Origin of the sequence: Butyrivibrio sp. XB500-5 (genome assembly GCF_003625505.1) — a bacterium.
Classification (GTDB): domain Bacteria; phylum Bacillota; class Clostridia; order Lachnospirales; family Lachnospiraceae; genus Butyrivibrio.
In genome coordinates, this window is the sequence record NZ_RAIS01000007.1 from 113,990 (window position 1) to 129,012 (window position 15,023).

General features: G+C 45.3%; 12 protein-coding genes. 9 read left to right on the forward strand and 3 right to left on the reverse strand.

The annotated features are described in order from the left end of the window. The first annotated feature begins 1,177 nt into the window (after positions 1–1,177). Positions 1,178–2,713, forward strand: a complete 1,536-nt coding sequence (gene rho / locus D6856_RS12750; protein WP_120687212.1) for a transcription termination factor Rho — start codon at positions 1,178–1,180, stop codon at positions 2,711–2,713. Between the two features lie 119 nt (positions 2,714–2,832). Here rho and D6856_RS12755 read toward each other — a convergent pair whose 3' ends face one another. After that, on the reverse strand, positions 2,833–3,258 hold the full coding sequence (locus D6856_RS12755) for a MerR family transcriptional regulator (RefSeq protein WP_120687213.1): 426 nt from the start codon (positions 3,256–3,258) through the stop codon (positions 2,833–2,835). 158 nt (positions 3,259–3,416) lie between these two features. On the opposite strand from D6856_RS12755, the gene D6856_RS12760 reads away from it, so the two are divergent. Further along, the gene (locus D6856_RS12760) at positions 3,417–5,372 is read left to right on the forward strand and encodes an oxidoreductase (protein ID WP_120687214.1); all 1,956 of its coding nucleotides are present in this window, start codon (positions 3,417–3,419) and stop codon (positions 5,370–5,372) included. Between the two features lie 39 nt (positions 5,373–5,411). On the opposite strand, the gene D6856_RS12765 is transcribed toward D6856_RS12760, so the two are convergent. Further along, positions 5,412–6,110: a YggS family pyridoxal phosphate-dependent enzyme gene (locus D6856_RS12765; protein WP_120687215.1), complete on the reverse strand. Its 699-nt coding sequence runs from the start codon at positions 6,108–6,110 to the stop codon at positions 5,412–5,414. 107 nt (positions 6,111–6,217) lie between these two features. On the opposite strand from D6856_RS12765, the gene D6856_RS12770 reads away from it, so the two are divergent. From D6856_RS12770 to D6856_RS12800, 7 genes are all read left to right on the forward strand, one after another. Next, positions 6,218–7,033 carry a PilZ domain-containing protein gene (locus D6856_RS12770; RefSeq protein ID WP_120687216.1) on the forward strand — a complete coding sequence of 272 codons (816 nt, stop codon included), beginning with the start codon at positions 6,218–6,220 and terminating at the stop codon, positions 7,031–7,033. Positions 7,034–7,201: 168 nt separating this feature from the next. After that, positions 7,202–7,474: a hypothetical protein gene (locus D6856_RS12775; protein ID WP_092244854.1), complete on the forward strand. Its 273-nt coding sequence runs from the start codon at positions 7,202–7,204 to the stop codon at positions 7,472–7,474. A gap of 113 nt (positions 7,475–7,587) precedes the next feature. Continuing rightward, positions 7,588–8,730 (forward strand): GGDEF domain-containing protein, encoded by a 1,143-nt coding sequence (locus D6856_RS12780; protein ID WP_120687217.1) that lies wholly within the window; start codon positions 7,588–7,590, stop codon positions 8,728–8,730. A gap of 241 nt (positions 8,731–8,971) precedes the next feature. Beyond that, positions 8,972–11,584 (forward strand): right-handed parallel beta-helix repeat-containing protein, encoded by a 2,613-nt coding sequence (locus D6856_RS12785; RefSeq protein ID WP_120687218.1) that lies wholly within the window; start codon positions 8,972–8,974, stop codon positions 11,582–11,584. A gap of 27 nt (positions 11,585–11,611) precedes the next feature. Beyond that, the gene (locus tag D6856_RS12790; protein WP_120687219.1) at positions 11,612–12,877 is read left to right on the forward strand and encodes a hypothetical protein; all 1,266 of its coding nucleotides are present in this window, start codon (positions 11,612–11,614) and stop codon (positions 12,875–12,877) included. Positions 12,878–12,910: 33 nt separating this feature from the next. After that, positions 12,911–13,576, forward strand: coding sequence for a DUF6320 domain-containing protein (locus D6856_RS12795; RefSeq protein ID WP_120687220.1), 666 nt, complete (start codon positions 12,911–12,913; stop codon positions 13,574–13,576). A 41-nt stretch (positions 13,577–13,617) separates the two neighbouring features. After that, complete coding sequence (locus D6856_RS12800; protein WP_120687221.1) at positions 13,618–14,805, forward strand: pectin acetylesterase-family hydrolase; 1,188 nt, start codon at positions 13,618–13,620, stop codon at positions 14,803–14,805. 24 nt (positions 14,806–14,829) lie between these two features. Here D6856_RS12800 and D6856_RS15215 read toward each other — a convergent pair whose 3' ends face one another. Further along, positions 14,830–15,000: a hypothetical protein gene (locus tag D6856_RS15215; protein WP_158588943.1), complete on the reverse strand. Its 171-nt coding sequence runs from the start codon at positions 14,998–15,000 to the stop codon at positions 14,830–14,832. Positions 15,001–15,023: the final 23 nt, after the last annotated feature.

The window sequence follows — 15,023 nt, forward strand, 5'->3', positions numbered from 1 at the left end:
GCAAGCAAATTGCTTGCGCCCCTTTTACGTAGGATAATCTTTGCCGCCGCGCGGTCAAGGGCTTTCGCGGCATAAATCCTCGCGCCGGCAGCGCTCCGGTTTATTCCACGCTCCCTTGACTTCGCGGTTTGCGCTGGGCGGAGGGCGCGGCGGTGCGGAAGCGACTGATGATAGATGGGGGACGCGGCAAATTAAGGCTGTGTACCGCCAGAGAAAGAAGTTCGCGTGTGAGGTGGTGCAAAAGTTGGGCTGTGCACCGCCCGGAAAGAAAAGTTGCGCAGTAGGCGGTGCGAAAGATGGGATGTGCACCGCCTAAGAGAAAAAAGTTGCGCAGTAGGCGGTGCGAAAGTTGTGGTGTGCACCGCCTGAGAGAAAAAAGTTGCGCAGTGGGCGGTGCGAAAGATGTGGTGTGAACCGCCTGAGAGGGAAAAGTGTGCGGTAGGCGGTGCGAAAGTTGTGGTGTGCACCGCCTGAGAGGGAAAAGTGCGCTGTAGGCGGTGCGAAAGATGGGATGTGCACCGCCTGAGAGAAAAAAGTTGCGCAGTAGGCGGTGCGAAAGATGTGGTGTGCACCGCCTAGAAAGAAAAAATGTGCGTGGGGCGGTGCTGGGGCAAGTGTGTTTACGGGGTGAGAGGAGAAAGTGAAGCGCGCCCCGTAAAGAGGAGAGCGCAATTACGGGGTGAGGGAAGAAAGTGAAGCGCAGCCCGTAAAGAGGAGAGCACAATTACGGGTTGAGGGAAGGAAGTGAAGCGCGCCCCGTAAAGAGGAGAGCGCAATTACGGGGTGAGGGAAGGAAGTAAAGCGTAACCCGTAAAGTTGAAGACGAGTTTACGGGGTGAGGAAAGAAAGTGAAGCGCGCCCCGTAAAGCGGAGAGGACGATTACGGGTGATTTGCGGGAAAGCGCTCGGAGAGCGGTAGCGGAATGCAAATTGTGAACAAAAGTCTCTTATATTCAAGATTTAAATTTACAAATCTCAATTTTTTGTAGGAAAATACAGGGAATTTCTGTGATAAAATGTTGATTTTATCGTTAAAATGGTGTATTGTACATTCAGTAAGTAAATTAGGATTTGTTCTTTAAACAAACGCGTATTTCACGCAGTCGTTTGCTGATTCCATTGAAAATAATTTGAAGTTGCTTATATAAATGCGCATGTGGCGCGGAATGGAGAGAACTTGAGAGAAAAATACGAAACACTGAAACTGAATGATTTAAGAGACATTGCAAAGAAAAGAGGAATCAAGGGCGTAGCCGGACTTAAAAAGTCTGAGATCATTGATCTAATGTGCGAACTTGATGAAAAGGAGGCTGCCGAGAAAGCCAAGGAGCAGAGCGAAGCAGCTGAAGAGAAGAAGGCACCTGCTAAGCCTTCCAGAAAGAAGATTGTGGTTACTACCGCAAACAGCGAATCCACTGATGCTTCCGACAAGCAGGACGTAGTTTCATCCAGAGGAGATGCATCAGATAACGCAGGTCGCAGAGCGGATAAGTCCGAAGGTCGCAGAGCCGACAAGGCCGATGCAGCTCATAAAGCAGATAAGCAGGACGGCGCACATTCTCAGGAAGAGCCCGAGGTTGAGATCGAAGAGGGCGACAGCGCTAACGGAATCCTTGAAGTTATGCAGGACGGATACGGATTCATCAGATGCGAGAATTATCTTCCCGGCGAGAACGACGTTTATGTTGCTCCCAGCCTTATCAGAAGATTTAATTTAAAGACCGGTGATATTCTTTCGGGTACATGCAGACCCAAGAAAGAGACAGATAAATTTGCAGCGCTTTCAAGACTTGATACTGTTAACGGTTACAAGCCTGAGGTTGCTATGGGAAGATGGAACTTTGAGAATATGACTCCTGTTTTCCCTAATTCCAAGATCAGACTTGAGACTCCCACTGCATCTGTTGCAATGAGGATCATGGATCTTATCAGCCCCATCGGTAAGGGACAGAGAGGTATGATCGTATCTCCTCCCAAGGCAGGTAAGACAACACTTCTTAAGGAAGTTGCCAAGTCAATCCTTATGAACAGCCCCGAGATTCATCTCATCATCCTTCTTATCGATGAGAGACCTGAGGAAGTTACGGATATCAAGGAATCAATTGAGGGACCTAACGCAGAAGTTATCTACTCAACTTTCGATGAGCTTCCCGAGCATCATAAGAGAGTTGCAGAGATGGTTATGGAAAGAGCAAAGAGACTTGTTGAGCACGGTAAGGATGTAGTTATCCTTCTTGACTCTATCACAAGACTTACAAGAGCTTACAACATCGTTGTTCCTCCTTCAGGAAGAACACTTTCCGGTGGTCTTGATCCCGCAGCTCTTCATATGCCCAAGAGATTCTTCGGTGCAGCGAGAAATATGAGAGAGGGCGGAAGCCTTACAATTCTTGCTACAGCACTTATAGAGACAGGTTCCAAGATGGACGATGTTATTTATGAGGAATTCAAGGGAACAGGTAACATGGAAATGGTTCTCGACAGAAAGCTCCAGGAAAAGAGAATCTTCCCTGCTATCAATATTCCCAAGTCCAGCACAAGAAGAGAAGATCTCCTTCTTACAAACGAAGAGCTTGTTGCGATCAACAGCTTGAGAAAGGGCTTCAACGGAATGAAGGCCGACGATGCGGTTGACCAGTGCATCAACCTCTTCTCAAAGACTAGAAACAACGTCGAATTCGTAAGAATGGTAGAGAAGCAGATCCGCTTCTGATAAGAGGAATGGTAGAGAAGCAGATCCGCTTCTGATAAGAGGAATGGCAGAGAAGCAGATTCGCTTCTGATCGCCGATTCGAATAGAAGTACAATAGAAATAACAAATGGTGCCGAGGATTATATCCTCCGGCACCATTTTTCGTAGTAATCCAGCTTGAACTGCAAGAGTTTGAGCTGTTTCTTTTTCTCTTTTATCTGATCTTTTACAATCTTTTCCTGTTTTTTCAAGATCTCAAAACGTTCGGGAACTGTAGAGTCGCCGATAGTGCAGAGTTTAACGTACTTCTGCATCTCTTTTATCGAAAGGCCTGAATTGCTCAGGCATTCAAGGAGCTTGGCCCACTGAAGGTCTGCTTCCGAGAAAAGACGCTTGCCTGCGGTATTTTTTTGAAGGAAAGGGAAAAGATCCTTGTCATCATAGTATCTAAGCGTATGTTCCGAGATTTCGACCAGTTTGGAGGCCTGAGTTACGGAATATTTGGGCGTTGTATCAAGTGGATGGTCCATAGATAAAGACTTAACGCAATCTTCCATATTTACCATAGCGATCACCTCGAGTTACTTTAACTTTTGCAGATATAAGGATAGCGCAAAACACTGATATTTTCAAGTGATTAAAGTGATTATAATAATTTAATATAAAAAACATTGACTTAGAGCTACTCTAAGATTTATAAGTGGAAGTATAGGAGGTAGGAGATATGTACGAACAGCTTTTTACCGAGCAAAAAATTGGCAAAGTAACATCACCTAACAGACTGGTTTTCGAACCAATGGGCAACTATTACGCAGAGCTTGACGGTAGCGTTTCTGAAAGAGATATCGCTTTTTATACCGAAAGAGCCAAAGGCGGATGCGGAATTGTAATGACAGAGGTTGCTTCTGTCAACAGCAAGACCGGACGCGGAAACATCAGAAATATCTGTACGGATGACGACAAGTTCATTCCCGGATACAAGAAGATGGCGGACAGTATCCATAAATACGGATCACTTTTATTTGTTGAGCTTTATCATCCCGGATGTCAGGGAATTGCGCCTTTGAACGGCGGATCGATGGCATCACCGAGCGGACAGGAGAGCGATCTCATCCATATGCCCACTCATGCAATGACCGTTGAAGAGATTCATGATACGGTAAAAGATTTTGTGGACAGCGCAGTTCGCATGCAGAAAGCAGGAGTAGACGGCGTTGTGCTTCATGCGGCTCACGGATATCTTCTCTGCGAATTCATTTCTTCATACACAAATCACAGAACAGATGAATACGGCGGAAGTATCGAGAACAGAGTAAGAATTATAAAAGAGATCGTTGAAGGCATCAGGGAAAAATGCGGAGATTATCCGATAATCATCAGATATTCCGCTGACGAATATATGCGCGAGATCGGAAAAGAAGGCGGAATGATCCTTGAGGAAGCGGTTGAGATGGCCAAGCTTTTTGAAAGCTACGGCGTTGATGCGCTTGACGTTTCAGCCGGAAACTACGAAACCATGAACTGGGCTTGGGAGCCTACAGGCTTTGATGAAGGCTGGAAGATGGTTAACGGAGCAACTATCGCGAAAGCGGTGAAGATCCCCGTTATCGCATGTTCAGTTATCAGAACTCCCCAGGGCGCAGTTGATTTCCTTAATAAAGGAGTTTCATTCGTTGGTTCTGCCAGACAGTTCTTTGCCGACCCTTACTGGGGCAACAAGGTCAAAGAAGGCAGGGAAAAAGAGCTCAGAAAGTGCATTTCCTGTCTTAACTGTATGGAAAGCCTTATGGCTGCGGACGAAGACAACGGAATTCGCTGCCAGTGTACTGTAAATATCGAGGGAGGCGAGGAGTGCACGTATCTTCCTCTTAAGAACAACGGAGACGGAAAGAAAGTAGTGATCCTTGGCGCAGGTCCTGCGGGACTTGAGGCGGCAAGAGTTGCGGCAGAGCGTGGATTTAAGCCTGTTATTTTTGAGGCGGCAGGAGAGATCGGCGGACAGCTTAATCTTGCAAATAAGCCTCCCAAGAAAGACAAGATCACATGGCTTATTGAGTACTATCAGGCTATGATCGAGAAGTACGGCATCGAAGTTCGACTTAATACCGAGGCAACTGCCGAGCTTATCAAGAAGGAGAATCCTTATAAGGTTATCAATGCTATCGGTTCTTCACCGGTTCTTCCAAGAAGCATACCGGGACTTGACGGTAGCTTTATCATCACTCCGCCTGATGTTTTGGCGGGAAGAGTTAATCTTTCGGGCAAAAAAGTCTGCGTAGTAGGTTCAGGTATGACCGGAATCGAGACTGCGGAATTCCTTCAGGAAAAAGGAAACAGCATTGAGCTTTACGAGATGGCTGACGATATCGGACCCGGACTCTTCTTCCAGAATCTTATTGATGTTATGGGAAGACTTGCTCCCGGCGGATGCAAATTCTTTGCTAAGCATCAGCTTGTAAGCGTAGATGAGCACGAGGCCAAGTTCAATAACCTTGAGACCGGAAAAGAAGTAACGGCGAGCTACGATAATATCGTTATCTCACTCGGAACAAGATCCAATGCGATCGCAGAAGATATCGCAAAAGAGTATCCGGACATGATCACGATCGGAGATGCCGAAAAAGCAGGCAGGATCAGACACGCGATCGAAGGCGGATACAAGGCTGCGCTTTCACTCTGAGACGACAAAAAAGAGCTGTGATTATTCACAGCTCTTTTATCATGCCTTCTTACTGTAGTCGCGCTCTCCGAAGATTCCGGTTCCGACTCTTACGAAGGTTGCGCCTTCTTCGATGGCTACTTCGTAGTCACCTGTCATTCCCATTGAAAGAGTGTCCATCTTAACATTGGGGATGTTAAGTTCATTCACTTTATCTTTTAACTCGCGAAGTCCCTTGAAATATACACGGTTTGATTCAGGGTTTTCCGTATAGGGAGCGATAGTCATAAATCCGCGGATGTTGAGGTGCGGCAGAGTGCTGATCTCTTTTACAAAATCTATTGCCTCATCGGGTGAAAGGCCGAACTTGGTATCCTCGTGAGCCATGTTTACTTCGACGAGAACGTCCATTACAAGGTCGTGCTTGGCTGCCTGTTTCTCAATCTCATCTGCGAGCTTCTTGTTATCGACTGAGTGGATCATGCAGGCAACACCGGGAAGGTATTTAACCTTGTTGGCCTGAAGATGACCTATCATGTGCCATGAAAGAGGCTCTGTGATCTCAGCCGTTTTATCTCTTATTTCCTGAACTTTATTTTCTCCGAATACCGTGATGCCGCATGCCATGGCTTCTCTAAGGTCGCTGACGGGCTTGGTCTTGCTGACTGCTATAAGTGTGACTTCGCTTCTGTCTCTGCCGGCTCTTTTGCAGGCTTCGGCGATTCTATTTTCAACGTATTCAAGGTTTTCTTTTATCATGTCTTGATCCTCCGGACGTACTTCCTTCTTTTTTCTTCAACTTCCTTTTTTTCTTTACATAGTATATCATGATATAGAAAGTATGCTACACATGGGGTTATTTTTTTATGAAAGTAAGTGAGATAGCAAACGGCTCAGAAGTCAAGATACATGCATCTGTTGCGGGACACGGAATAGTTCTTATGACCGAGGCGATTTTCGGATGCTCGGCGGGACTGCTTGTACAGCCGATGGAGTATTTTGGCAAGTATATGAGATTTCTTGAGCCTGCCAATGTTCAGATAAGAAACAAGAGGGATGGGAGAGTCTATAAGTTCGTTTCTACCACGGTTACGCCCGTTAGGACCAGGTACGGCAACTTCCATCTTATAAGATGCCTTTCGGAGCTTGAGCCTGATAATTTAAGGCGTGCCGAGAGGTTCTATATCGATAAGCTCGGAATCATGTCGATCAACGGCAACACCATTGATCTTAAGAACTGCAAGGTTCACGATATTTCGATGCGCGGAATCTCGCTGATTCTCGACAAGGATACGGTGTGCAACGAGGGAGACCACATAGATGTCAGATTCAGATACGGCTCATCGTTCCATAACTATGAGCTCAGCACCGTAGTTGTCAGAAACTTTAATGTTGGTAAAAAGAAAGCGATAGGCTGCAGTATTTCCGATATTAACGTCGATCTTATCGGTTTTCTTGCGGCTATGAAGAACGAGAAGCATCCCAGCCTCGATGATATCCCCGAGACCAATCTCAACCCTGAGATTACTCAGAAACAGCAGATAGAAGAGGTTGAAGAGGATATTGCGAAAGCTCTTTTGCCCGAAAAAACCGAAAAGACTCAGAGACAGAAGAAAAAAGAGATGAGAGAGGCCGATCAGGCGCGTGAAATCGAGAATCTTCTTGATCTTAGGAACATTTGACGGTCAAAAGAATGAACTTGGAATTAGGGAAATATTAAATAAATATAAACGAATTTACACTCAAAAAGCCAGATAGTATAATTATTTTATACTACCTGGTTTATTTTTTTGCGTATGATTTGGCAGAGATTTTCTACTTGTTTTTTCTTAGGAAGAGGGGCATTGAACATGACAAAGACAGTACCTTTATCCAAGACTTTATCAATAGATCAGCTTAATCATCTCATAGATACGGGGCATGTTTATGTCACCCCCTTTGGACTTAACAGAACAGCGTATATCGTTGTTAATCACAAGCCGTTTATGGTTATAACCACCGACATATCGATCAACGGAATTCAGCTCAGCGGAGCATGGTATACATGGGAAGATATCGAGGCCATGGGCGGAGTGTATGAGTCGGAATTTGACGCGCTCAAGGCCATAGCGAACGGGATTTAAAGAAACCGAGATAAGCTATAAATTATTTAGACAGGTAATGAGATTTCGTGATAAAATATTTATTACAATGAGCGGCTGGAAGGCTGCTCATTGAATGTTCGGAGGTCTTTAATTTGGGTTACGTCTTCTACTATGTTGAGGCACAATTGGCCTGCATATTCCTTCTGGGCCTGCTTCTTTTTAAGATAAACAGAGGTATCAACAAACAGCTTTCACAGATCTATTTGGGGAACCTCATAATAACGCTTATTGCTTATTCCGCAGCTGAGATTTTCTGGGCACTTGTGGACGGGGGCTGCCTTGGAAGTTCCATGACGCTTGTGTACCTATCCAATATTTTTACCTATATACTGCTCAGTATTGCGGCATATATCTGGTTTATTCTTTCAGAGATCATGCAAAAAGAAAAATATATAGAGCACGATTCCAACAGGGTACTTTTAAGTATCCCCATTTGGGTTGCGGCTTTTTTGTGCATTACGGCGTACAGAACAGGCCTTGTTTACTATGTTGACGAAAACAACATCCTAAGGGGCGGAAGATTGTACTTTATTCTGGTGCTCGTGCCGTTCGGATACATGATCGCGGCATCGTTTAATGCATTCAGAAGAGCTTTTTGCAGAAACATTTACACTGACAGGTATATATATCTGATGATAGGTATTTTCCCCGCGGCGCCTATTGTACTGGGCGTTTTGCAGGCGATGTACTGGAGAGTTCCGTTCCTTTGCTACGGAGCGCTTGCAGCGGTATTTTACCTTTACAGCACGTACATGGATAATCTTATATCCATTGATCCGCTTACACAGCTTAATAACAAGAATCAGATGTACAAGTATCTTTCGCAGAAGATGCATGTTGAGGAGCCTGAGCTTCCACTTTTCCTTTTGATAGTTGATGTCGACGGTTTCAAGCTTATCAACGACAACTACGGTTACAGCGAAGGGGATAAGATTCTTGTGAGAGTTGCGGGAGCTATAAAAGATGCCTGTCAGGGCCCGAGAAACCGCTTCTTTATCTCAAGATACGGCGGAGACGAATTCATTATCGTAGCCGAAATGGCATACAGAGCAGAGGCAAGCTGGCTTGCCGATCAGATCAAGAGCAATGTCAAAAGACTCGAAGAGAGCATCGGGACTCCCTACGAAGTATCGGTCAGCGTAGGAATCGCCCAGTACGACTTCGAGCAGCCTATATCCGTTCAGTCCTTCATCGCAAGGGCCGATTCGGATCTGTACCAGCACAAAAAAATATGATGCGTCATTTGACGATGATAAAAAAGTGACCTGTGGAAACTCCGCCGGTCACTTTTTATGTCAAAATAGTTTTGTTATGAAGTTGATCAAAAGTCCTGCAAGGATGAAGCCTGCGAGGATTGCTATTGCGTAAAGATATTTCATTCGCGCCATGTATATCACCTCATTATGCGTTTTTTACGTGGTATAATTATAAGGTGAGATGCCCAAAAGGTCAAAAGGGTTTTATTGGGAGGCGAATATGCAGATTTACGTAGCAGACAGCGTGTTAAGAAGCGGAGACGGTTCCACCTATCATCCTTTTAAAACGGTTTCCGAGGCGGCAAGAGTTGCAAAAGAAGGCGACGAGATCATCATTGCGTCCGGAATATACAGAGAATGGGTTAAACCGGCTTGTTCCGGATCAAAAGATAAACCGATCACATATAAGGCTGCATCCAAGGGTGATGTCGTGATCACGGGAGCTGAGGTACTCAGCGACTGGGAAGCTTTTGAAAACGTATGGCGCGTTCGTATTCCGAACAGCTATTTCGGTGACTACAATCCCTATACGGACACTGTTCGTGGCGACTGGTTCTTTGTAAGCAGCGACGAGACTCCGCATACGGGCGAAGTATATCTTAACGGAAAATCCATGACGGAAGTCTTTGACCTTCCATCTTGCATGCACCCCACAGAAGATAAGAGATCATGGGACCCTGCTGCGACAACCCTTGTGTGGTTCACTGCGCAGGAGGATGACAATACCATTATCTATGCCAACTTCGGCGGGCTTGATCCCAACAGAGAAAACGTTGAGTTCTCTGTCAGAAAGGCATGCTTTTTCCCAGCAAAAATAGGTGTCAATTACATAACCGTATCCGGCATTTCATTCAGACAGGCCGCAACTCAGTGGGCACCCCCGACTGCATTCCAGGAAGGTATGGTAGGCCCCAACTGGTCAAAAGGCTGGATCATCGAAGATTGTGAGATCTCAGAGTCCAAGTGCAGCGGAATCAGTCTTGGCAAGTATTTCCAGGCCGGCAACAATAACAAGTGGACGAGCTTTTGGTTAAAAGACGGCACGCAGACCCAGAGGGATGCCGTATGCCGGGCAGTCAACGAAGGCTGGGACAAAAGATATGTCGGCTCGCACATCATCAGACGCTGCGATATCCACGACTGCGGACAGACAGGCATCGTAGGTCACATGGGTGGTGCGTTCTGTACTATTGAAGACAATCACATCCATCATATAAATATAAGACATAATTTAAGAGGAGCCGAGATAGGCGGCATCAAGCTTCATGCGGCTATCGACACGCAGATAAGGCGCAATCATATCGATCACTGCACAAGAGGAATCTGGCTTGATTGGGAAGCCCAGGGAACCAGAGTTAATCTTAATTTCATGCACGACAACGTTCCTCCCAAGGGTACGTTTATTCAGGATGAGCTTTCACTCGGAGAGGACATCTTTATAGAGGTTTCTCACGGTCCGACGCTTATAGATCACAATCTTTTGTTATCCGATATTGCAGCGCGTATGAGTACTCAGGGCATTGCCTTTGTACATAATCTTATAGCAGGCTCTTTTACCTATGTGGGACAGGGCACGGGTAATCACGGAAGAAAATTTGCATCCGACAGATACACGCCTTATCACGTGCCGCATTCTACCAAGATTGCGGGCTTTATGACGATCCTTCACGGCGATGCAAGGTTCTATAACAATATCTTTATCCAGCAGCCGGTAAGAGACGATCTTCTGCAGTACTGCGTATCCAAGAACCACGATACTATGGATCTCAATAACTTTATCTGCGGAACGGTTCCGTATAATAACTATCCGTCGCCGTCAGACTATTTTTCCAAGTTCAAGGGCGATGCGGTCGAACTCTACGGAGACAGAGATATTTACTATGATCATATGCCTGTTTATCTTGGCGGTAATGCGTACTTTAACGGGGCGCGTCCGTGCGATAACGAAGGCTTTTGCCATGTCGATAAGGACCACAAGATCACGCTCAATATAGATGAGACGGATGGCAGATACACGATCCACACCAATCTTTATGAATTTTTGCCAAGGGGCTTTACCGTGCCTGTAAATACAAGCACTTTGGGAACTGCGTTTGAACCCGAGCAGAGATTCGAAAACCCTGACGGAAGCGATATTTCTTTTGACACGGATTATTTCGGACGTAAAAGAGGAAGATTCCCCGTTTCGGGACCTTTCGAAGAGTGCGGAAGCGACAGATTCACGGTGCAGACTCCTTATGATTATTCGAACAGGATAAGCCATAAGGAAAACGGCAGGATAGAAGATAAGATTGCAACGGGGCAGGTGATCTTCGGAGTGGACAACGAAGAAGCGCTTCATGAGATCAACGCCAACATTTTGATCACGGACTGCACGAACGTCGGCATCAGCTTCCCGTTCGAGGGAGGTCTTTTCAAGGTGAGCGACATGTTCGTTAAAGGAAACGAAGTCTGGCTCTATGACAGCGCGGAGGAAAAGCTTGTCGAGCTTGACTGCGAATACGGCATATATCGCAACATCAAAAGGTGGTCTGTAGGCGCTCTTCAGTCGATCGACGCGGGCCTTGATGCCAATGCGGAAGGACTGGTGAGGACAGCAGGCACATTATTGTGTATACTAAGTAAGAGTATGCCACATGATTCTTCGGAAACTTGTGGTACAATACAGGATAGGGTGAACGCAGGTCTGACGCCTAAGGGCATTGAGATGAGGTTTACACCCAAGCATCTAAAATTTATAAAAGGGAAAAAGTTTATTACTTTGGAAGATGTCATTTACAGAGTCGGCCTCGGCGATATGGAGATAGTTACCGAGAGACTTGAGCATTTATAAAGTAAGAGATTAAGGTATAGAAGTTTTATGAGTAGAAGCGCCAATTGGTATAGGCTCGACAACGCGGCCAAGATAGTTCCGTCTACCGCAAGAGGAGCCAATACAAGAGTATTCAGGATCACATGTGAACTTAAGGAGGAGATTGATAAGGCAACGCTGCAGAGCGCGCTGGATGAGACGATTGAAGAGTTTCCGTTTTTTAACTGCGTGCTTCACAGAGGACTTTTTTGGTACTACCTTGAGGACAGCAATTTAAGAGCGGTGGTGGAAAAGGAGAATTCTCCCGCATGCCTTCCGCTTTATATTCCGGGACACAAGAATCTTCTCTACAGAGTCAATTATTTTGAGAAAAGGATCAATCTTGAGATGTTCCACGTTCTGGCTGACGGAACCGGAGCATTCATGTTTTTCAAAAATCTTATCACGAGATACATTCAGCTTAAGCACAATCTTGATGTAGACATCAACCCTTCCGACGATTTCTCTTTGGAGGAAAAAAACGGAGATGCTTTCAAGGATTTCTACAGCAAGCAAAAAGGGCTTAAGCAGCTTCGCGAGATGTCTTCCGTAAGAGCGTATCAGCTGAGCGGAGAGATTGATGACAACCTCCTTCCGCATCTTTTGGAAGGTACGATATCCGCGAGCAAATTCCTGGACGTTGCGCATAAGTACAACACTACGGTTGGAGTTATGTGTGTTGCGGTTTATATCAAGGCAGTGCTGCAGGGAATGAGTCTTTTCCAGCGTAAAAGACATGTCGTTGTAAGCGTTCCCGTTAACCTTCGCCAGTTCTTTAAGAGCGGAACCGCCCGCAATTTCTTCGGAATCATCAACATTGATTTTGCTCCGGGAGAAAACAGCGGTGAACTCGAAGACATAATCGCTTTTGTCGATAAGAGTTTCAAAGAAAAGCTAAGCTCAGAGAACATTGAAAAGACGATGAATTCCTATGCGGCGCTTGAACACAACGTAGGTATCAAGATCATTCCGCTTCCTATCAAGGATATGGGAATCGGCTTTTTTGATAAGAATGCCAAGAAGGGCGTAACGAGTTCGATGTCGAACCTCGGTCAGATCAAGATGCCCGAAGAGGTTGAGGATTACATCGACAGATTCAGCGCATTCATGACAGCCGCATCCCAGCAGATAACGGTCTGCTCATATAAGGATAAGATGGTTTTCGGCGAGGTTTCGCCTTATAAGACACACAAGGTCATGCTCAATTTCTTTAGGTGCCTTACAGGTATGGGACTTGAGGTTGAGCTTGGAAGCAATGATTACGATCAGGAGTGATCTAAAGATTTTAACAGGGAGTAACACAGACAGATGCAGATTTGTCCTAAATGTAAGGTAAATATCAGAGGTAAAAAAGAGTGCTGCCCGCTTTGTCAGGGACAGCTTAAAACGGTTGAAGGAGACAATAATCCGGCGTTTCCGACACTTAAAAGAAAAGTGATGAGCCATATCACTTTCCTTAAAATATGCACATTTCTTTTTGCCACGGTTGAGATTGTGTTCGCTACGATCGACATCATGACCGGAAGACAGTATTCGTTCTTTGGCCCGTTGATGCTCGGTTTCCTTGCGGGATGGGTCACGATACTTACAACCGTGTATCTTAGGAACAACATCCTAAAGATAATAACGTGGGAAGTTATAGTTGCGATCGTCGTTGATATCTATATTGATTTCAAGACGGGGTTCCATGGCTGGAGCGTCGAGTGGATGGTTCCGATGACGCTTATCGGACTTGCCATCGTGACTATTATCACGGCCGTTTCGCTTAAACTAAGGCTTGATGAGTATATTTACTACATCATCTTTGATTTTGCGATGACACTTGGCCAGATCTATTTCATCAAAAAAGGCTACAACAAACTTCCGTGGCCTGTTGGGATCAGCATTATGTGCTATCTGATACTGATAGTGGGTGTTGTGATCTTTAGATTCAGAGATTTGAAGCAGGCTTCGGAGAAGATGTTTAACATGTAATAAGCAGTGTTTTTTTGCTGTGCTATAGGCTTGAGGGGATAATGGACAAAAATAATCGCTTAGTAAGGAAAAATCTTAAACACGGAGTGGCTTTTGCGACAAAGTTTGGGGATTTTATAGAGAGTTCTGTTACCAGGGCTTTGGAAAATCATGATCAGCTTGCAGAAGAACTACCGGGTAATCCGGAAAAAGATGAATGGTACAGAGTCACCTTGGATAAAGGAATGTCAGGAGACGGCTCTGAGTATTATATCTATGTCAAAATAGGTGATTCCGATAAGCTCTGCATTTTCTTTTCGGGCGGCGGAATGGCTTGGAATCAGTATACCGCGGCACATCCCGTTACCGTTGGAAAAGCGGCGGCTTGGGAGCCTAACTTTTATTGGAACAATCTTAGACCTTTCACTCAGATTTTTAATATAAACGTTGGAATAACGGATATAAGCTCTTCAAAGAATCCTTTCAAGGATTGGAGCTTTGTTGTCGTGACTTACGCAACGGGAGACCTTCACGTAGGAAACAGCGAATATACTTATAAGACGGAAGACGGTGGCGAAGACGTGCTTCATTTTCACGGATATATCAATTTCCTTGAGAGTATGAAGGTTTCGAAGCGTCTTTTTCCCAATCCCAAGAAGATACTTATCGCCGGCAATTCCGCCGGGGCTTTTGCCGTTCCTGCGCTTGCGGGCGAGGTCGCAGACGACTGGTATCCGAAGACAAGGAATATAACTCTTTTTTCCGACAGTGGAATGGTCCTTTATAAGAAGTGGAGGAAGACCGCCAAGACTATCTGGCAGACTAAGGAAGATATCTGGAAGCCGATAGAGTCGGACAATATCACGCTTGATTGGTACAGGAATCTGTATGAAAAATACGGGGACAGATTTAGGTATCTGTATTCGAGTTCGGAGAGGGATTATCTTCTCAGCGCCTACTACAATGAAATCGTAAATAAGAAGTACAAGACCGATAAGAAGGTGCAGGATGTGTATAAAAAACAGCTCACACAAATGATTGATGAGCTGAAAAAAATAACGCCATCCTTTGGCGTATACGTCGATGATTTCAAGCTTCCGATCATAACCATGGGGGGAACGGTTCACACGAGCGTAAGAGAATTACACTTCGCTGCGTTCACTATGGATGGAATATCCATGGCCAAGTGGCTCGGCGATGCGGTGGATGGCAAAGTATATGATGTTGGTATGAGATTACTGAAAGATTGATTAGCGGTAATGAAAATCAAATGATCAGTCTACAAAACAATCTTCAATCTGGGACTCGTACTGTGGACGAAGCTCTTCGGGAATGTCGTATTCATCAAGAGCCTCCGATACAGACCAGTGTTCGTTGATCATTGAGCGAAGAATGCTGCGAATAATATGGGAATCAAGAGCTTCCATGGTTGCAACACTGTTCATTTTCATACCTCCGTAAATAACAA

Excerpts from the sequence above, each read along its gene's own strand:
- D6856_RS12755 (WP_120687213.1), bottom strand. The coding sequence starts at position 3,258 with ATGGTAAATATGGAAGATTGCGTTAAGTCTTTATCTATGGACCATCCA.
- D6856_RS12760 (WP_120687214.1), top strand. The coding sequence starts at position 3,417 with ATGTACGAACAGCTTTTTACCGAGCAAAAAATTGGCAAAGTAACATCA.
- D6856_RS12765 (WP_120687215.1), bottom strand. The coding sequence starts at position 6,110 with ATGATAAAAGAAAACCTTGAATACGTTGAAAATAGAATCGCCGAAGCC.
- D6856_RS12770 (WP_120687216.1), top strand. The coding sequence starts at position 6,218 with ATGAAAGTAAGTGAGATAGCAAACGGCTCAGAAGTCAAGATACATGCA.
- D6856_RS12775 (WP_092244854.1), top strand. The coding sequence starts at position 7,202 with ATGACAAAGACAGTACCTTTATCCAAGACTTTATCAATAGATCAGCTT.
- D6856_RS12785 (WP_120687218.1), top strand. The coding sequence starts at position 8,972 with ATGCAGATTTACGTAGCAGACAGCGTGTTAAGAAGCGGAGACGGTTCC.
- D6856_RS12790 (WP_120687219.1), top strand. The coding sequence starts at position 11,612 with ATGAGTAGAAGCGCCAATTGGTATAGGCTCGACAACGCGGCCAAGATA.
- D6856_RS12795 (WP_120687220.1), top strand. The coding sequence starts at position 12,911 with ATGCAGATTTGTCCTAAATGTAAGGTAAATATCAGAGGTAAAAAAGAG.
- D6856_RS12800 (WP_120687221.1), top strand. The coding sequence starts at position 13,618 with ATGGACAAAAATAATCGCTTAGTAAGGAAAAATCTTAAACACGGAGTG.
- D6856_RS15215 (WP_158588943.1), bottom strand. The coding sequence starts at position 15,000 with ATGAACAGTGTTGCAACCATGGAAGCTCTTGATTCCCATATTATTCGC.